The sequence below is a fragment of the Haloarcula sp. H-GB5 genome (genome assembly GCF_054850705.1).
Genome location: NZ_JBTWBG010000001.1, coordinates 345,445 through 359,832, shown reverse-complemented (window position 1 = coordinate 359,832; position 14,388 = coordinate 345,445). Strand labels below are relative to the sequence as shown.

Annotated in this window: 22 protein-coding genes; 14 read left to right on the top strand and 8 right to left on the bottom strand. The window is 63.3% G+C overall.

What is annotated here, in order from left to right; all coding sequences use genetic code 11:
* The first annotated feature begins 16 nt into the window (after positions 1 to 16).
* A complete protein-coding gene (locus ACYJ11_RS01970) occupies positions 17 to 514 on the top strand; it encodes a hypothetical protein (protein WP_461646529.1) in 498 nt (165 codons plus the stop codon).
* A gap of 76 nt (positions 515 to 590) precedes the next feature.
* Positions 591 to 917: a hypothetical protein gene (locus tag ACYJ11_RS01965; protein ID WP_170097329.1), complete on the top strand. Its 327-nt coding sequence runs from the start codon at positions 591 to 593 to the stop codon at positions 915 to 917.
* A 53-nt stretch (positions 918 to 970) separates the two neighbouring features.
* Here ACYJ11_RS01965 and ACYJ11_RS01960 read toward each other — a convergent pair whose 3' ends face one another.
* Both ACYJ11_RS01960 and ACYJ11_RS01955 read right to left on the bottom strand, forming a co-directional pair.
* On the bottom strand, positions 971 to 1,207 hold the full coding sequence (locus ACYJ11_RS01960; protein ID WP_461646528.1) for a DUF3194 domain-containing protein: 237 nt from the start codon (positions 1,205 to 1,207) through the stop codon (positions 971 to 973).
* A 4-nt stretch (positions 1,208 to 1,211) separates the two neighbouring features.
* Positions 1,212 to 1,601, bottom strand: a complete 390-nt coding sequence (locus ACYJ11_RS01955; RefSeq protein ID WP_170097331.1) for a prefoldin subunit beta — start codon at positions 1,599 to 1,601, stop codon at positions 1,212 to 1,214.
* Between the two features lie 259 nt (positions 1,602 to 1,860).
* Here ACYJ11_RS01955 and ACYJ11_RS01950 point away from each other — a divergent pair, with 259 nt between their 5' ends.
* The gene (locus ACYJ11_RS01950; protein WP_461646527.1) at positions 1,861 to 2,163 is read left to right on the top strand and encodes a hypothetical protein; all 303 of its coding nucleotides are present in this window, start codon (positions 1,861 to 1,863) and stop codon (positions 2,161 to 2,163) included.
* Positions 2,164 to 2,176: 13 nt separating this feature from the next.
* Here the strand turns inward: ACYJ11_RS01950 and ACYJ11_RS01945 are convergent, their stop codons facing one another.
* The 3 genes from ACYJ11_RS01945 to ACYJ11_RS01935 form a co-directional block, all read right to left on the bottom strand.
* Positions 2,177 to 2,494: a hypothetical protein gene (locus ACYJ11_RS01945; RefSeq protein WP_170097435.1), complete on the bottom strand. Its 318-nt coding sequence runs from the start codon at positions 2,492 to 2,494 to the stop codon at positions 2,177 to 2,179.
* A 129-nt stretch (positions 2,495 to 2,623) separates the two neighbouring features.
* A complete protein-coding gene (locus ACYJ11_RS01940; RefSeq protein WP_461646526.1) occupies positions 2,624 to 3,133 on the bottom strand; it encodes a hypothetical protein in 510 nt (169 codons plus the stop codon).
* Complete coding sequence (locus tag ACYJ11_RS01935; protein WP_004517029.1) at positions 3,130 to 3,432, bottom strand: UPF0175 family protein; 303 nt, start codon at positions 3,430 to 3,432, stop codon at positions 3,130 to 3,132. Before ACYJ11_RS01935 ends, ACYJ11_RS01940 begins: the two co-directional genes overlap by 4 nt.
* A gap of 158 nt (positions 3,433 to 3,590) precedes the next feature.
* Between ACYJ11_RS01935 and ACYJ11_RS01930 the strand changes: the two genes are divergently transcribed.
* Together ACYJ11_RS01930 and ACYJ11_RS01925 are read left to right on the top strand one after the other, a co-directional pair.
* A complete protein-coding gene (locus tag ACYJ11_RS01930) occupies positions 3,591 to 4,427 on the top strand; it encodes a pantoate kinase (protein ID WP_461646525.1) in 837 nt (278 codons plus the stop codon).
* A gap of 61 nt (positions 4,428 to 4,488) precedes the next feature.
* Positions 4,489 to 5,217 carry a DUF2103 domain-containing protein gene (locus ACYJ11_RS01925; protein WP_188974440.1) on the top strand — a complete coding sequence of 243 codons (729 nt, stop codon included), beginning with the start codon at positions 4,489 to 4,491 and terminating at the stop codon, positions 5,215 to 5,217.
* A 40-nt stretch (positions 5,218 to 5,257) separates the two neighbouring features.
* Here ACYJ11_RS01925 and ACYJ11_RS01920 read toward each other — a convergent pair whose 3' ends face one another.
* Positions 5,258 to 5,431: a hypothetical protein gene (locus tag ACYJ11_RS01920; RefSeq protein ID WP_461646524.1), complete on the bottom strand. Its 174-nt coding sequence runs from the start codon at positions 5,429 to 5,431 to the stop codon at positions 5,258 to 5,260.
* 45 nt (positions 5,432 to 5,476) lie between these two features.
* Positions 5,477 to 6,121: a hypothetical protein gene (locus ACYJ11_RS01915; protein ID WP_461646523.1), complete on the bottom strand. Its 645-nt coding sequence runs from the start codon at positions 6,119 to 6,121 to the stop codon at positions 5,477 to 5,479.
* A 75-nt stretch (positions 6,122 to 6,196) separates the two neighbouring features.
* Between ACYJ11_RS01915 and ACYJ11_RS01910 the strand changes: the two genes are divergently transcribed.
* The 3 genes from ACYJ11_RS01910 to ACYJ11_RS01900 all read left to right on the top strand — a co-directional run bounded on the left by ACYJ11_RS01910 (position 6,197) and on the right by ACYJ11_RS01900 (position 7,016).
* Positions 6,197 to 6,505 (top strand): 50S ribosomal protein L37ae, encoded by a 309-nt coding sequence (locus ACYJ11_RS01910; protein WP_461647359.1) that lies wholly within the window; start codon positions 6,197 to 6,199, stop codon positions 6,503 to 6,505.
* A gap of 26 nt (positions 6,506 to 6,531) precedes the next feature.
* Positions 6,532 to 6,666, top strand: coding sequence for a DNA-directed RNA polymerase subunit P (locus ACYJ11_RS01905; RefSeq protein WP_004517024.1), 135 nt, complete (start codon positions 6,532 to 6,534; stop codon positions 6,664 to 6,666).
* Between the two features lie 98 nt (positions 6,667 to 6,764).
* Positions 6,765 to 7,016, top strand: coding sequence for a KEOPS complex subunit Pcc1 (locus ACYJ11_RS01900; RefSeq protein ID WP_461646522.1), 252 nt, complete (start codon positions 6,765 to 6,767; stop codon positions 7,014 to 7,016).
* 24 nt (positions 7,017 to 7,040) lie between these two features.
* Here ACYJ11_RS01900 and ACYJ11_RS01895 read toward each other — a convergent pair whose 3' ends face one another.
* Positions 7,041 to 7,643 (bottom strand): metal-dependent hydrolase, encoded by a 603-nt coding sequence (locus tag ACYJ11_RS01895; RefSeq protein WP_461646521.1) that lies wholly within the window; start codon positions 7,641 to 7,643, stop codon positions 7,041 to 7,043.
* Positions 7,644 to 7,718: 75 nt separating this feature from the next.
* On the opposite strand from ACYJ11_RS01895, the gene ACYJ11_RS01890 reads away from it, so the two are divergent.
* From ACYJ11_RS01890 to hop, 6 genes are all read left to right on the top strand, one after another.
* The gene (locus ACYJ11_RS01890) at positions 7,719 to 8,360 is read left to right on the top strand and encodes a hypothetical protein (protein ID WP_170097340.1); all 642 of its coding nucleotides are present in this window, start codon (positions 7,719 to 7,721) and stop codon (positions 8,358 to 8,360) included.
* Between the two features lie 17 nt (positions 8,361 to 8,377).
* Positions 8,378 to 8,983, top strand: a complete 606-nt coding sequence (locus tag ACYJ11_RS01885) for a hypothetical protein (RefSeq protein ID WP_170097436.1) — start codon at positions 8,378 to 8,380, stop codon at positions 8,981 to 8,983.
* Between the two features lie 238 nt (positions 8,984 to 9,221).
* Positions 9,222 to 11,984: a PAS domain S-box protein gene (locus ACYJ11_RS01880; protein WP_461646520.1), complete on the top strand. Its 2,763-nt coding sequence runs from the start codon at positions 9,222 to 9,224 to the stop codon at positions 11,982 to 11,984.
* Positions 11,985 to 12,143: 159 nt separating this feature from the next.
* Positions 12,144 to 12,503 carry a DUF7344 domain-containing protein gene (locus ACYJ11_RS01875; protein WP_170097342.1) on the top strand — a complete coding sequence of 120 codons (360 nt, stop codon included), beginning with the start codon at positions 12,144 to 12,146 and terminating at the stop codon, positions 12,501 to 12,503.
* Positions 12,504 to 12,583: 80 nt separating this feature from the next.
* Positions 12,584 to 13,345: an aldo/keto reductase gene (locus tag ACYJ11_RS01870; RefSeq protein WP_461646519.1), complete on the top strand. Its 762-nt coding sequence runs from the start codon at positions 12,584 to 12,586 to the stop codon at positions 13,343 to 13,345.
* A 167-nt stretch (positions 13,346 to 13,512) separates the two neighbouring features.
* Entirely contained in the window at positions 13,513 to 14,343 is an 831-nt protein-coding gene (hop, locus tag ACYJ11_RS01865) for a halorhodopsin (RefSeq protein WP_461646518.1), read from the top strand.
* The last annotated feature ends 45 nt before the right edge of the window (positions 14,344 to 14,388 follow it).

Below are 14,388 nucleotides of genomic sequence, written 5' to 3'. Positions count from 1 at the left end.
GGAGGCAACGATCAGAATGAAACTCACTACGATCGCCGGCGGCCTGCTTGCTGTGCTCGTCATCACGGGCTCGGCGGCGGCACTCCCCGGCGCAGCAGGCGCACAGGCCGACGACCATGCGGACAACGCACAAGCAGACAACGCTGCCGAGCAGGCGGCGAACGAAACAGCGAACGCAGCCGAGAACGAATCCGACGGCGCTACCGAGGCGGCTGACCGCCGCGGCCCGCCCGCTGATGCCGGTCAGGCAGGCGACCAGCGCGGCCCGCCGTCGGATCTCCCCGAACAGGTCCCTGACTTCGTCAGCGAGATCCACACGCTCATCGGGCAGAAGCAGGCCGGCGAACTCACGGGCGATCTGGGCGCACAGATCAGCGACCTGACCCCTGGTGACGATGCTAACGACGAATCGGCGTCCGAGGACGCTGGTTCAGATGACGCTGATGCGGACGACGAGCAGTCCACTGTGGACGACGACGCGACCGAAGACGCGGACGACGACAACGACGCATAACCCCCTGACTGACCGGCTCTCCACCGACGACTGACCAAGCGCGGTTTTTTTGCTTGCTGAACTCTGAGGGACGGGTATGGATGACACCGCCGAGTCCAGCGTCCACGCTGACGACGGAGCCCGTGACCGCACGACGGCAGATCTCCTTGCGGGTGACGAGGACTCGTCGGCGTCGGAATCGTCGGGCGAGATGAACCGGAAGCGGGCCCTCTTGTTTGTCTCGCCGTTTCTCGCTATCGGGCTGTTCGACTTGGCCCTCCTACTTGGCTGGGGACTGGACCCTCTATGGGGGTTCATGATTCTCCCGCCGATACTGTTCGTCTCAGTGCTCGGCTGGATTGCGTTCCGAACCGGGTTCGCGAGCGATCGGACCGGGGACCCAGCCGTCGATAGCCACGACTGACGGTTCGCGGCGTCGATAGAACACCGAGTGACTGCCCGCTCCGGTGCGGGTCCCTATTCTTCGAACAGGTCGTCGACGGCGGCCCGAGCGGCGAGGGCAGCGTCGTCCGCGACCTGTGCCTCGCCCTGCCGACTGTCGGGCGCGTTGACGTACACGTCGACGTCCAGCACGCCGTCTTCGAAGGTGACAGTCACGTCGAGGTCCTCGACCGCGCTGACATCGTATCGCGAGAAGACAACGTCTTCGGCTGCGGTCGAGGCTGTCTCGACGACCTCATCGTCTGTCGGCATCGCCTTATGCGCCGCCAGCGCCGGGGCCGCCGGCCGGACCCGCGCCGCCTGCGCCGCCGAGCATCTGCTGGAGCTCGCTCTGGAGCTCTTCGAACTGCTCCTGCACGCGCTCTTCCTGCTTTTCGAGCGTTTCCACGCGGACTTCGAGGCTGTTGACCTTCTCTTCGAGGTCGTCCTGCGCCTCGTCGAACTCGGTCTTCACGAGGAGTTCGCCGACCTCGCGGTACATGGTCGAGTCCTCGTCGATGTCGTCGAGCTCGTCCAGCGCCGTCTGGGACTCCTGGAGCTCTGTCTCGGCCTGCTGTTTCTGTGCGGCGACCTGTTGTGCTGTCTCTTGAAGATCCTGCAGTTCCTCGAGCTTCTCCTGTGCTTCAGGCGGAAGATTACCCTGCATACCTCCAGAGTTGGGAGCCGGAGTGTTAAACCCATGCATCTAGCTCCGAACGATGGTGGCGGCATCCCGGCTCGCTCAGGGTCCGAAACGTCTGAAACCGGCGTATGTCGTCGGAATTGGCAGGCAGAGTCAGTACACGCACCGATAGCGGAATGACACGGACCTGGGCCAATTTCTGATACCATGGCATTATACCGGTGTCGGGACACAGTACCCGAGTCGGCGTAACACGTTTGCGTCTCACAGCCTTTACTACGGTATGTCCCACCCGTCACCGGAGACAGCCGCTGACCCGGAGGAGTTGGTCGCTGCACTGCCGGACCCACCGACACCGTGGCAGCGAAGTGACGCCAACGGCGGCATCGTCGAATATCGGATTCCGGACGACGATGGCGTCTGTGCTGCGGCCAAACTCGTCGTTCGCCCCGAACTTTTCGACGACAGCGCGGTCCGGGTCGATAGAAAACAGGGGTGCAAAGACGTCGGAACGGGGCGACATCCAGATATCGAGAGCGCCGTCGACGCCGTTACCGCGGAACTGGCCGCCGCGGTCGGCGAATAGCTGTCGCGGCTATCTACGCTGGCCCGTCGGTCAGCCCGGCGACCGTGACGTACAGTCCGAACGTCGAGATGACTGTTCCGGCGAGCTGTGTCCCGGCGGTGGCGAGAAACCCGACGTCTGTGTACAACAGCGGGGCGAGCATGAACCAGCCACCGAAGATCGTCGTCAGGACGGCCGGTGGTAAACTCGGCTCGCCGGTCGCACGGAGCAGTTGGAGGTTTCGCACCGTAAAAACGAGTCCGAGAAGCCCGCTCGAAGTCACGCTCCCGGTAAACGCGGCGGTCGACCCGACGACAATCGGGAGCAGTGCACCGACGAGACAGCCCAGCACGCAGACGATAGCTGAAGCCACGAGAAACTGCGGCGCAGATTGTTGTGACACGACAGGAAGTACGGACGATATTTATTAGTTCCTTGTCCCGGCACAGATGGGCTGGCTCCGTCCCGGCCTCAGTCGATCCTATGCGACCTCACCGACTGCCCGCTCCCGCAGTTCCCCGGTCAGATGCATCCCGTGTTGATCGATGCGCCTGACGATCCGCTTCGCCTGGGTCGGTTTGAGGTACTTGTCCTCGATAGCGGCCCGGACCACGACGCCGAAACTGCTCGTCACCTCTGCGCCGAGACCCTGCGCCATCCGGCGGACAGTGCGGTCCTCGGAGACGACAGCTACGGCAGAGCGGTCGTCGCTGTCACGGTAGGCTAACACGCCAGCGAGCACCGTCACGGCGGGTCCGAGGTCGGCGTCGCCCAGCAGGGACCTGGCCTGGTCGATGTGGTCCTCGTCGACGCCGGTGTCGATCCCGTTCTCGCGGTACTCGGTCAGGTTCGTCGCGGTCGGCTCAACTTGCACCTCGTCGATGACGGGCTCTGGAATGACGATGTCGCCGTCGAACGCGTCCAGCAGCGACAGCTCCCCAACCTGCCCCAGCGAGTACAGCGCTGTCGGCCCGACGTAGATGCGAGTCATAGCTCCGCGGCCGTGTCGGCATCGAGCTCCAGATCGGACAGCTCAAGCTGTGTCGTCAGATTTCGCTCGCGGGCCACGTCGAGCCACTCCGCGATAGAGAGGTCCGCAAGCTGTGCGGCTTCGGCCGCCGACACGTCACCGGACTGGTACTGCTCGACGGCGACGCGGAGTCGGAGCGTCTCCAGTCCCTCCCGGAGCGCCTTCCGAATCGTGGTCGATCGGTCCTCGGAGAGCAACTCGGCGACGTCGTCCAGTTCATCTTTCTCTTCGCTCGGGAGTCGCGCGCTTATCGTCGGCATGTTTGCACAGTCATCCGCCGTAAACACACATCAAACTACGGGTCGGAGAACCGCCTGTCGGTCGTCTGAAACTCTGTACGGAGAGAACGTCCGACAGCCTGTGTGGCCGGAGCGGCCGATCACCAATCCTTAACGCCACCGGGTCCCACGGAGAGGCAATGAGCGACGAAGCACACGCGTTCGTTCCCGGCCACATTACGGGCTTTTTTACCGTTGACCGGGGCGATGACCCGATCGAGACCGGCTCTCGCGGGGGCGGACTGGCCCTGTCTGACGGCGTCTCCGTTACTGTCAGCCGCGGGGCTGAAACCGAGATAACGCTGAACGGCGAGTCGATTCAGGTCGAGGCCGTCGAGCGAGTGCTGGAGGCCCTGCGAACAACGGCGACTGTCACTGCCGAAACGCCGCTCCCGCTCGGGTCCGGCTTCGGCGTCTCCGGCGGACTGGCGCTTGGCACTGCGCTGGCGGCTAACGCCGTCTTCGGCCACGGGCTCTCGTACAACGAACTGGTGACCATCGCCCACGGCGCGGAAGTTCAGGCTGGCTCGGGCCTCGGCGACGTCGTCGCGCAGGCTCGCGGCGGCGTGCCGCTCCGCCTCGAACCCGGCGGGCCACAGTTTAATTACCTCGACGCCATCCCGGCGCGCAGCCGCGTCGAATACCTCACGCTCGGCGAGCTGTCGACGGCGGACGTTGTCGGCGGCGATACGGAGACACTGACGGCCGCCGGCGAACGTGCACTCTCTACCGTCGTCAAAGAGCCGAAGCTCTCGACGTTTATGCAGGCCGCCCGGCAGTTCTCTCGTGAAGCGGACCTGCTGACGCCGGAGGTCAAGGCGGTCATCGATGATGTGGCCGAAGCCGGCGGTGACGCCGCGATGGCGATGCTCGGCGAGACGGTGTTCTCGCTCGGGACCGGGCTCTCCGACGCCGGCTACGACGCCACAGCCTGCGCCATCTATCCGCCCGGTGCGACCATCGAAGACGACGCCTGAGCGTGTCGCTGCGTGAGGCGTGAACCGTCTTGCTTATCAGCGCGGACCCGTAGCCACAGCTATGGACTGTCGGCAGTGTGCCACGCCGCTTGACCGGCCGGGCGATTACTGTCTGGTCTGTCACACTGCCAATACGGACGCCGTCGTCCTCGAACTCGACCGCGAGCGGGCGACAGTGACCTCGCTGCTGGACGGGTCGGTCGTCGGCCAGCGGACGGTGACGACGACGCCGGAGGGCGAGGGGAGCGACGAAACGGTCGTCGTCGAACTGCGGAACTTCGCCGGCCTCGTCGCGGACGAGGTACGACGAAAACGGCCGGAGGAGGTGTACGTCACGGGCGACCGCGACGTTATCGCCGCCGTCCGCCCGCAACTGCACTACGAGTTCTTCCGCGTTGAGGGCGAGGACCCGGTCCAGCGGGTCATCGACCGCCAGGGCGAGCCCGCGCTCGAAGTGGTCGACGCCGCGCCGGCGGAGAAACTGGGCGGGAGCCACTCGACGCTCATCGGCGGCCGGTCGGGCCAGCGGGTCATCCAGACCGTTGCCGGCCACCCCCACGTCAAGAAGGTTATTCCCGGTCCCATCGACGCTGGCGGTGCGAGCTCGCCGACGGGCGTCCGAGCGAAGGCGACCCGCGCCGACGCCAACGGCAACGTCCGGGTGCTCATCCGCGACGGCTCCAGCGTGCAGGAGAACCGCGTCGTCACGACGGCCGGCGACCGCGAACTCGGCGAACACGTCCGGGCCGACCTGAACGAGGCACTCAAGGAAGCCGAACTGCAGGAGTAGTCGGCCAGTGGCTCGGCCGCTATGTCTCGGTCCCGGCGGCTCAGACTTGTACTGGCTGGCTCCGCGTATACCACCAAGCGACGACCGCGATGAAACCGTTCAACACCATCGAAGCGGCGAGCAGCAACCGATTAGCAAAGAGGAACCAGCCGCCACTGAGCAACAGAAACACCGCTGCAAGCCCCCAGAACACGTCTTGATGTGAAATGTCCACACAGGAACCTGTTGCCAGTGAATTAAGAGTCGGTCGGTCCCGGCGTCAGGCAATTATAACGCCGGCAACGAGTACCGCGGCCACCGCAACTCCGACGACACCAGTCCGGTGAACAGCCGGTAACGCCGTTCGTACATCGAGGAGCATTGGGAGCGCATGGAGCGTGGCGAGTGCCAGATAGCCGACTGGGGAGACAAGCGGAAACGCTACCGCCCCGACGGCCAGCAGACCGAGTCCGACGACGCCCGCACCCAGGTAGCCACGTCCGCGCACGGGCTGCCCGCCCCCTTCGAGGACACCGCCGGTCCAGCAGTAGCCGATAGCCGTCGCACCGATCCACGCGTGCCAGAACGCCAGCGACTCGGGCACGGCACCGAGGAGGCCGCCGACGGTCAACGCCATCGCAGTGGTGTTGACCGTCCCCCAAGCGAGCATCGCGTCGGAGAAGCGGACGGAGTCCGGCGCGTGCAGGACTGTCAGGCCGATGAAGCCGCCGATCAGGACGACCCACAGCGCCGTGGCGAGCAGCGCGCCGACAGCGCGGTCCGACCACGCAATCGCCTGCGTGCCGCCCCAGCCGAATAGACCCGCCGCCGCGCCCGAAAGCAAGAACTCCGAGGCGGTAAGCCGCCCGCTCGTGGCCGGCGCGACCCGCTGGAGGCGATTGCGCACTCCGTCGAACGCTGCCATCGAGCGACGGTTTGCCCGCCTCCCCCTTGAGTTATGTCGCCGCGGGCTCGCCGGGAACCGAATCTCGAAGGCCTTATGTGGCCGCTCGGCGGACAACAGATCACTATGGCTAGCAAGAGCGGAAAGACCGGCAGTTCGGGCCGTTTCGGCGCTCGCTACGGTCGCGTGTCCCGACGCCGTGTTGCGGAGATCGAATCGGAGATGAACGAGGACCACGCCTGTCCGAACTGCGGCGAAGACCGCGTCGACCGTCAGGGGACGGGCATCTGGCAGTGCAGCTACTGTGACTACAAGTTCACCGGCGGCAGCTACAAGCCGGAGACGCCTGGCGGCAAGACTGTTCGACGCTCCATTCGGGCCGCACTGTCCGAAGACGAGGAGTAAAGGACCTCCATCCCTATCTCTCAGCTATGAGCTACAAGTGTTCACGCTGTAAGCGCGACGTGACGCTGGACGAGTACGGCGGCGTTCGCTGCCCGTACTGCGGACACCGCGTCCTGCTGAAGGAGCGGTCGCCCGACGTCAAAGAGATCAACGTCAACTGAGGCAGTCGGGACGCGGCCGACAGTCGACGGCCGACTGCGCCACGTTGCACACGGCTTTTCTGGGGCAGTCCGGCGACCGATGCGATACCCCGAACAGTATGACTGCACCACATCAGACCTACCTCACCGCCGAATACGATAGCGCCGACCGGGCTTGCGCCATCGAGCGAAGCATCCGTCCCGAAATCGACGATATCGAGGGTGACCGGACGACGGCGCGGCTCAGCCGGAATGGACGGCAAGTCGAACTCGCTGTCGAGGCGGCCGACCTCGTCGCACTACGGGCCGGCATCAACACGTGGCTGACGCTGCGTGGTGTTGCTGAGGACGCTCTGGTGGGACATTCGTGAAGACAGCGGCGCGGCAGTCGAGCGTTACTTCCGGTAGCGGTCCGGGACGTGGGCCGCAATCGATTCGGGAACGTTGCCGAACACGACCGGGGCAAGGGCTGCCAGCCGACGACGCAGGAGCCCGTAGGTCGCGCCAGTGAGGAGGGCCGCGGCGACGACCCACCGGAACGGCCCGTCCAGAACGAGGAACAGCGGCGCACCGACGAGTACCATCAGCCCCACGTCCGCGGGCGAACCGTCGTACAGTATCCATCGCTTCGGTGACCGCCATCGGCCGCGGACGTGGTCGTACACGGCGCGCTCGGACGTGGCCTCCCACGGACGGAGTTCGAGACCGCCGCCGTACCGGTCCATCCGGCAGTGAAGGGCAGCGCCCATCAGAACGAAGGTGAGCGCAACGAGCAGCGGTGTCTGGAGGATTGCGGCGAAACCGGCACTCGGGACAACCGCGAGCGTGTACCCGCTGGGGTAATGCAGCGTACGCCGGTGGCCCGAGTACAGGTCGAGGTCGGGCAGAACGCCACCGACGAGGCCGCCAGCGAGCGCGACCGCGGCGTGGTCCGGCGCAAGGACGAGCAGCGGTGTCGCAATGGCGAGCCCCGCTATCGCGTGCGTCGGCAGCATCATATACCTGTATAAGGGCCTGTTGGTGGTATAAACACGTCGCTGGGTTTATTCGCTGTCGTATCCCAGTTGGACGCAATGACGGATGGGTCCGAGCGTCCTGAGAGCAGCCTCGGGAACATCGACCTCGACGACACGTTCGAGAAGCTCTTCCGCGATGGGCGAACAAACGCACTCATCGCGTGGCTGTTCGTCGCGATTCTCACGGCTGTGTTCGTCGAAAGTGTCCTCGATATCGACTATCAGTGGATACTGCTCGTCGGTGTCGTGGGCGCTGTCGTGCTTGTCCCCCCAGTCGCCTACCGCGAGTGGCGCGTCATGTTGCCTTGGGAACTGCTCTTCCTCGCCTGTCTTCCGATCTTGGTCCGCGGCCTCGTCGGCGGGACGGTCGGGACCTTTGCCACGTATCTCTCATTGGCAGCACTGTCGCTGCTCGTTATCGTGGAACTGCATATGTTCACTGAACTGGAAGTCACACACTGGTTTGCCGTCTGTCTCGTCGTCCTGACGACGCTCGCCGCCGTGGCGGCCTGGACAGTGTTCCGGTGGAACGCCGACCGGTTTCTCGGAACGTCGTATCTCACGACCAACGAGGCGCTGATGACCGAGTGGCTGTACGTCACCCTCGCTGGACTCGTCGCGGGTGTGTTGTTCGATGGCTACTTCAGACGACGGGACCGCCGCCTCTGGCGCGTCATCAGACGGATGGTGCGACGATGAGGCTGCCCCGGCCGTCGATGCGGAACCAGCGGCGGATCACCCGCGCGATGCAACTCGTCTTGCTCGGGCTGGTCGGCTACGGCATCGTCACCGGCCGGCCGAAGCCGATTACGAACGGCAGTGTCGGCTTGCTGGTGACGTTCCTCCCCGCAGTGACGCGGCGAAACTACAATCTGGCGCTAGACCCGTGGCTCGCTCTCTGGATCACGACCGCGGTGTTTCTGCACACGCTCGGGTCGGCCGGGCTCTACGGACAGATCGGCTGGTGGGACCACCTCACCCACGCGATGTCAGCCTCGCTCATCGCCGCGTTCGGGTACACGACGGCCCGGACTATCGACCTCCACAGCGATTCGATTCACATTCCCAATCGCGTCTTCTTCGTGTACATCTTCGTCGTCGTGCTCTCCTTCGGGGTGATCTGGGAACTGTTCGAGTTCGCACTCGATATCGTCGCCACCGAAACGGGTGTCACAATGCCGCTGGCGCAACACGGTCTCGACGACACAGTTCGGGACACGATGTTCAATTCGCTCGGGGCGCTGCTGGTCGCGGCGTTCGGACAGGCCCACCTCACTGATGTCGCCGAAACCCTCCGGGAGCGGCTGCTCGTTGTCGACTGATGTCGGGTGTTCCGCTGGGTTCGATGGCCGAGATGCCAGCTAGCGAGGTTCTGTGGCCGAGCACAGTACACAATCGGCCCGAGCGTTTTGTGTCCGATAGGCCACGACAGGAGCCGTGGGACTCCCGACTGTCTGGCCACTGTGACTCCCGAACGTGTGATCTGACCGTCCGGACATAACTGTCGCCGCCGAACAGTTATTACGTCTCAGCAAAGTGATTGAACAGCATACCAGGGTGATGATTGGAAACGACCTCGACAACATCGCGTTTGCGGGAGCGAGACAGACCGACGCTGCCAGCCGAGAAATCGAAGTCGTGTATCTCGATTCCGACTCGACGGCACGAGAGCAAATACACGAGGGGCTGGCGGACCACGACGCTGAGATAACGGTGACGAGCGTGGCAACAACAGATGCCGCCTTGGAGGCCGCCGCGTCGACGGATGTCTCCTGTCTCGTCCTCGACCCGACCGGGCTGGGCGATATCCCGGCTGCACTGGTGTCGAACGACCGCTACCCGGTCGTCCTCTACACCGACGCCACTGCGCCAAACAGCGTTGCGACTGTCTTCGACGACGCAGAGACAATCGTCACAAAACAGGGGGACGGACAGCTGCGGCTGCTGGCGGAGAAGGTCGTCGGCGTCGCATCAGCGTCAGTCGATCGGACCGAGTCCGCCCTCCGAGATGCAGTGTCCGGAATCGAATCGCGTGCAGAAGCGAACGAAATCGCCATCTTACTGTCGGATGACGGGGCTGTACAGTGGTCGAGCGAAGCGGTGTCGGCGTTCGTCTCCGGTCTCGACGACACTGTCGAGGTTGAGGATTTTTACGACGCCATGGCTGGGGCACTTCCTGATACGCCCAGCGGCCGTCGGCAGCGACAGCGACTCCGGGACTCTCCGACCGAATCGGTTGCTGTCCGGGTTCCGGGAAACGACCGCGATCAGTGTCTTCTTCGACGTGGGTACGAGCTACCGGAGGCAGCTGGTGGGCTCATGCTCGTCCTGCTGCGAGACATCACCGAAACTGCTCGGCGTGACGCTCGCATGGCGCTGCTTGATCTCCTCGTCGAGCGAGCACAGGACGGGCTCTACACGCTTGACGAACGCGGCGTCATCGGTTTCTGTAACGATTCGTTCGCGGCGACCCTCGGGTACGAGGCAGACGAACTGTGCGGCAAACACATCTCAGCAGTCCTTGCACCCGGTGAACTTCCGAAGGGACAGGCGGCTGTCGAAGAGCTACTCGAAGCACCTGAACAGGGGAGCACGACCGTCGACCTGACGTTTCGCCGGAAAGACGGTACCGAACGGGAGTTCTCATTCAACCACACACTGACTCGCGACGACGCGGGCAACTACAACGGGGTCATCGGCGTCGCACGGGATGTTACGGAGCGAAATCGTCGTGAGCGAGAGTACCAGGAGATGATGGAGCGATTTAACTTTGCACTTGAGGGCGCGGAACTCGGCGTCTGGGACTGGAACCCCAAAACCAACGATGTCACCTTCGACGAGCGCTGGACTGGAATGCTCGGTTACACTACGGCCGAACTGGAGCCACACTACGAGACGTGGGCTGACCTCGTCCATCCAGATGACCTTGACCGAGCGGAACAGGCGCTCGAGGAACTGAAAGCCGGAGAGACCGACCTGTATCAGTGCGAGTTCCGAATGCGGACGAAAGACGGGGACTGGCGGTGGATTCGCGATCTCGGCAAGGTGTTCGAGTGGAACGACGACGGCGAAGCGATCAGGGCAGTCGGAATCCATCAGGACATCACTGAAGAACGGAAACGCCAGAACGAAATCGAACGACAGCGTGACGAGCTGGTAACGCTTGACCGGGTTAATGTTCTCGTTCAGGATCTCATCCGTGCGCTGGGAACGACGACAACGCAGGACGAACTCGCCGTAACAGTATGCGACCGGATCGTCGAGTCTGAGCTGTGGGATCTGGCCTGGATCGGTGAGCGATCCGGGGTCAACGACAACCTCACTCCAACGGCGGTCGCCGGCGGCGATGAAGGGTGTTTTGATAGCATTACCAGTGACAACCAGACCGACTCCAGTCCGGGTGAAACGGCGCTTCGGACGGGAACAATTCAGACAACGACAATTAAACGCGGGTCCGAAGTCACGTCAGGGGAAGGCACTGGGAATGACCGCGGAACCCGCTCTATTGCGGCGATTCCAATCGTTCACAGCGACATAGTCCACGGAGTCCTGTGTGTGTGTACCGACCAGCCAGATGCGTTCACCACACGTGTCGAGGAGAGTTTCGCCGTCCTTGGCGAGATGCTCGGCTTCGCGTTCACCGCTGTCCAGAACCGGCGGCTGCTTTCCCACGACAAGATCCTCGAACTGACCTTCGAATCGCAAAACGCTGATACGCCCCTCGTCTCGGCAGCGAACGCATGCGGTTGCCGAATCGAGGCCGTCGGATCAGTCGATATCGGCCCGGCCCATCTGCTGTATCTCGCTGTCGATGGGGGAACAATCGATGCAGTCTCGGAACAACTTCGCTCTCACGAGGACGTTCTCGACTCGCGGGTCGTTTGTACAGATGACGACGGTGGTGTCCTTGAACTGCAGGTGACGGAAACCATCCAGTCCCTCCTGCTGGATGTCGGCGCTCGCCGCCAAACGCTGGTCGCAGAGGAAGGGAAGCTTTCGATAACGGTTGAAGCACCACTCGACGCTGATTCCCGAACGATACAGGAGGCACTCGCTGTCTGTACGTCTGACTTTACGCTGACGGCGAAACAGGAGCGTGAACAGGCAAACGACGTACTCGAAGACGAATCGGACCCGCGTGATCACCTGACTGATCGCCAGCAAGAAGTCCTTCGCACGGCGTTTCTAGCCGGGTACTACGCGTGGCCACGAGATACGAACGCCGAGCAACTCGCGGCCACGCTTGACATCGCCTCGTCGACACTCCTCCAGCATCTCCGGCGAGCAGAACGGAATCTCATTGATGCCATTTTTGATATCTAGTCGTGTAGCATAGTTGTATTGTTGGGTAATTCACACCTGTGTCTCGGACACTACCTAGTAATCTAGGCGTGTGATTGATGATTACTGCGGCAGTTAATTTATTGCGCACAAATGAGTAACCAAAGGAATGCTGGGCCACGAAGTGACCAGTGGTGTGGGATGAGGCCGTCAGACAGGACACTGTCTACGGCAGATGTAGATAACGTGTTCGAGGTTTTGGCTGACTGGCGGCGCCGTGCCGTCTGTCACTACTTTACGAGCGCTGACCAGACGGCCGCTGACGTTGGGGCGCTCGCATCGGCAATCTCGGAGCTGGGAGGCACGAGCGCGGTCGATGCAGCAGATACGTCACCCTCGACTATCCAAACACAACTCGAAGAGGAGCACCTGCCGGTGCTCCATCGGATCGGACTCATCGACTACGACGAGCGAAGCGGCGCAGTGAAGTACTGGGGGTCCCCCACCGTTGAAAAGTGGGCTGACCACGCGGCGGCTGTCACGCAGCAGACCGATTTCTAACCGATCGACGGGCCGCATCTGGGGGGATGCGGGCCGGCGGAGCCACTACTGCTTTTTAACGGTGGTCCGAACGCTGGAGCATGGACCTCCCGCCAGTCGGTCTCGGCACGATGGGTATCGAAGACGAGGCTGTCGTTCGGACAGCGATCGACTATGGTTACCGCCATCTCGACACCGCCCAGATCTACGAGAACGAGAGCACTGTCGGTGCGGGTATCGCCACCGCCGAAACCGACCGGGTCGACCTAACCGTCGCGACGAAGCTCTGGATCGACGCACTCGGGGCGACTGCCGTCCGTCCGGCGACAGAGGCGAGCCTCGACCGACTCGGCCTCGACGCCATCGATCTGCTGTACATCCACCGCCCACGTGGCGACTACGACCCAGAAACGACGCTACCCGCCGTCGAGGCCCTGCGCGAGGCAGGGCTGACTGAGCACGTCGGGCTCTCGAACTTCGACCCGGACCAGTTGGCTGTCGCGCGCGACCACCTCGATGGGATTGCTGCACATCAGGTCGAGTTCCACCCGCTGTTCTGGCGTGAACCACTGCTCGCTGACGCCCAGAAACACGGCTACCCGCTGGTCGCGTACGCACCGCTGGCCGGCGGTCGCGTCTTCGAGAACCCGACCATCGTCGACATCGCTGACCAGCACAACACGTCGCCGGCCGCTGTCAGCATCGCCTGGGTGACCAGCTACGAAAACGTCGTCACGATTCCAAAAGCCTCCTCCCGATCCCATCTCGAAGCCAACCTCGCTGCTGCCGACCTAGAGCTGACCGACGCCGAAATTGCGCGCATCGAGGCCATCGAGCGTGAAGAAGAGCTGTTCCCGGAGTGAGTCGCCCGCTCGCTAGCGAGCCGGCAGGCGTGTCTGAGGCTGTTTAGCACGGTGATTCCACCCTCGTGTCCGGGACTGGCCCGGCCCTTCCGAAACCCGAATCCAACATCGGATACCGATACCGTTTGGCTACGCGTCTTTAAGTGCTCTCTTCGTAGTTAGCATACATGACAGCTGCCAGTACCACTGCAACGACAATGCTTCAGGCGACACAATCAGACGTACTTCAGGAGATACAGTCGAATTTTCTCCTGAACTCATCACTCTGGGTGAACATCGCGCTGGCGGGCGTCGTCATCCTCCTGTTCGTCGCGATGGGTCGAGACATCGAGTCGCCCCGCGCGAAACTCATCTGGGTCGCGACGATGTTGGTTCCGCTGGTCTCGATTTCCAGCTACGCGGGGTTGGCCTCCGGGCTGACGGTCGGGTTTCTGCAGATGCCGCCGGGCCACGCCCTCGCCGGCCAAGAGGTCCTGTCACCGTGGGGCCGCTACCTGACGTGGACGTTCTCGACACCGATGATTCTCCTGGCGCTGGGACTGCTGGCCGACACCGACATCGCGTCGCTGTTCACCGCCATCACGATGGACATCGGGATGTGCGTGACTGGTCTCGCCGCCGCGCTGATCACCTCGTCACACCTGCTGCGCTGGGTGTTCTACGGCATCAGTTGCGCGTTCTTCATCGCGGTCCTGTACGTCCTGCTCGTCCAGTGGCCGGCCGATGCAGAGGCTGCCGGGACGAGCGAGATATTCGGGACGCTCAAGATTCTTACCGTGGTGCTGTGGCTCGGCTACCCGATCCTGTGGGCGCTGGGTTCCGAGGGCGTTGCCCTCCTGAGTGTCGGCGCCACCTCGTGGGGCTACTCCGGGCTGGACATCCTCGCGAAGTACGTCTTCGCCTTCTTGCTCCTGCGCTGGGTTGCCGCCAACGAAGGCACTGTCTCGGGGTCCGGAATGAGTATCGGCTCCGGCGGTGCTGCGCCCGCAGACGACTGAGTCCCGTGCCGTGACGTGAGCAGTATTCACCCTGCTTGCGTATTC

Coding starts and splice junctions, on each gene's coding strand:
- ACYJ11_RS01955 (WP_170097331.1), bottom strand. CDS start 1,601: ATGCAGGGTAATCTTCCGCCTGAAGCACAGGAGAAGCTCGAGGAACTG.
- ACYJ11_RS01935 (WP_004517029.1), bottom strand. CDS start 3,432: ATGCCGACGATAAGCGCGCGACTCCCGAGCGAAGAGAAAGATGAACTG.
- ACYJ11_RS01925 (WP_188974440.1), top strand. CDS start 4,489: ATGGACTGTCGGCAGTGTGCCACGCCGCTTGACCGGCCGGGCGATTAC.
- ACYJ11_RS01910 (WP_461647359.1), top strand. CDS start 6,197: ATGTGGCCGCTCGGCGGACAACAGATCACTATGGCTAGCAAGAGCGGA.
- ACYJ11_RS01885 (WP_170097436.1), top strand. CDS start 8,378: ATGCGGAACCAGCGGCGGATCACCCGCGCGATGCAACTCGTCTTGCTC.
- ACYJ11_RS01930 (WP_461646525.1), top strand. CDS start 3,591: ATGAGCGACGAAGCACACGCGTTCGTTCCCGGCCACATTACGGGCTTT.
- ACYJ11_RS01890 (WP_170097340.1), top strand. CDS start 7,719: ATGACGGATGGGTCCGAGCGTCCTGAGAGCAGCCTCGGGAACATCGAC.
- ACYJ11_RS01965 (WP_170097329.1), top strand. CDS start 591: ATGGATGACACCGCCGAGTCCAGCGTCCACGCTGACGACGGAGCCCGT.
- ACYJ11_RS01875 (WP_170097342.1), top strand. CDS start 12,144: ATGAGGCCGTCAGACAGGACACTGTCTACGGCAGATGTAGATAACGTG.
- ACYJ11_RS01900 (WP_461646522.1), top strand. CDS start 6,765: ATGACTGCACCACATCAGACCTACCTCACCGCCGAATACGATAGCGCC.
- ACYJ11_RS01905 (WP_004517024.1), top strand. CDS start 6,532: ATGAGCTACAAGTGTTCACGCTGTAAGCGCGACGTGACGCTGGACGAG.
- ACYJ11_RS01870 (WP_461646519.1), top strand. CDS start 12,584: ATGGACCTCCCGCCAGTCGGTCTCGGCACGATGGGTATCGAAGACGAG.
- ACYJ11_RS01960 (WP_461646528.1), bottom strand. CDS start 1,207: ATGCCGACAGACGATGAGGTCGTCGAGACAGCCTCGACCGCAGCCGAA.
- ACYJ11_RS01940 (WP_461646526.1), bottom strand. CDS start 3,133: ATGACTCGCATCTACGTCGGGCCGACAGCGCTGTACTCGCTGGGGCAG.
- ACYJ11_RS01880 (WP_461646520.1), top strand. CDS start 9,222: ATGATTGGAAACGACCTCGACAACATCGCGTTTGCGGGAGCGAGACAG.
- ACYJ11_RS01950 (WP_461646527.1), top strand. CDS start 1,861: ATGTCCCACCCGTCACCGGAGACAGCCGCTGACCCGGAGGAGTTGGTC.
- ACYJ11_RS01915 (WP_461646523.1), bottom strand. CDS start 6,121: ATGGCAGCGTTCGACGGAGTGCGCAATCGCCTCCAGCGGGTCGCGCCG.
- ACYJ11_RS01970 (WP_461646529.1), top strand. CDS start 17: ATGAAACTCACTACGATCGCCGGCGGCCTGCTTGCTGTGCTCGTCATC.
- hop (WP_461646518.1), top strand. CDS start 13,513: ATGACAGCTGCCAGTACCACTGCAACGACAATGCTTCAGGCGACACAA.
- ACYJ11_RS01895 (WP_461646521.1), bottom strand. CDS start 7,643: ATGATGCTGCCGACGCACGCGATAGCGGGGCTCGCCATTGCGACACCG.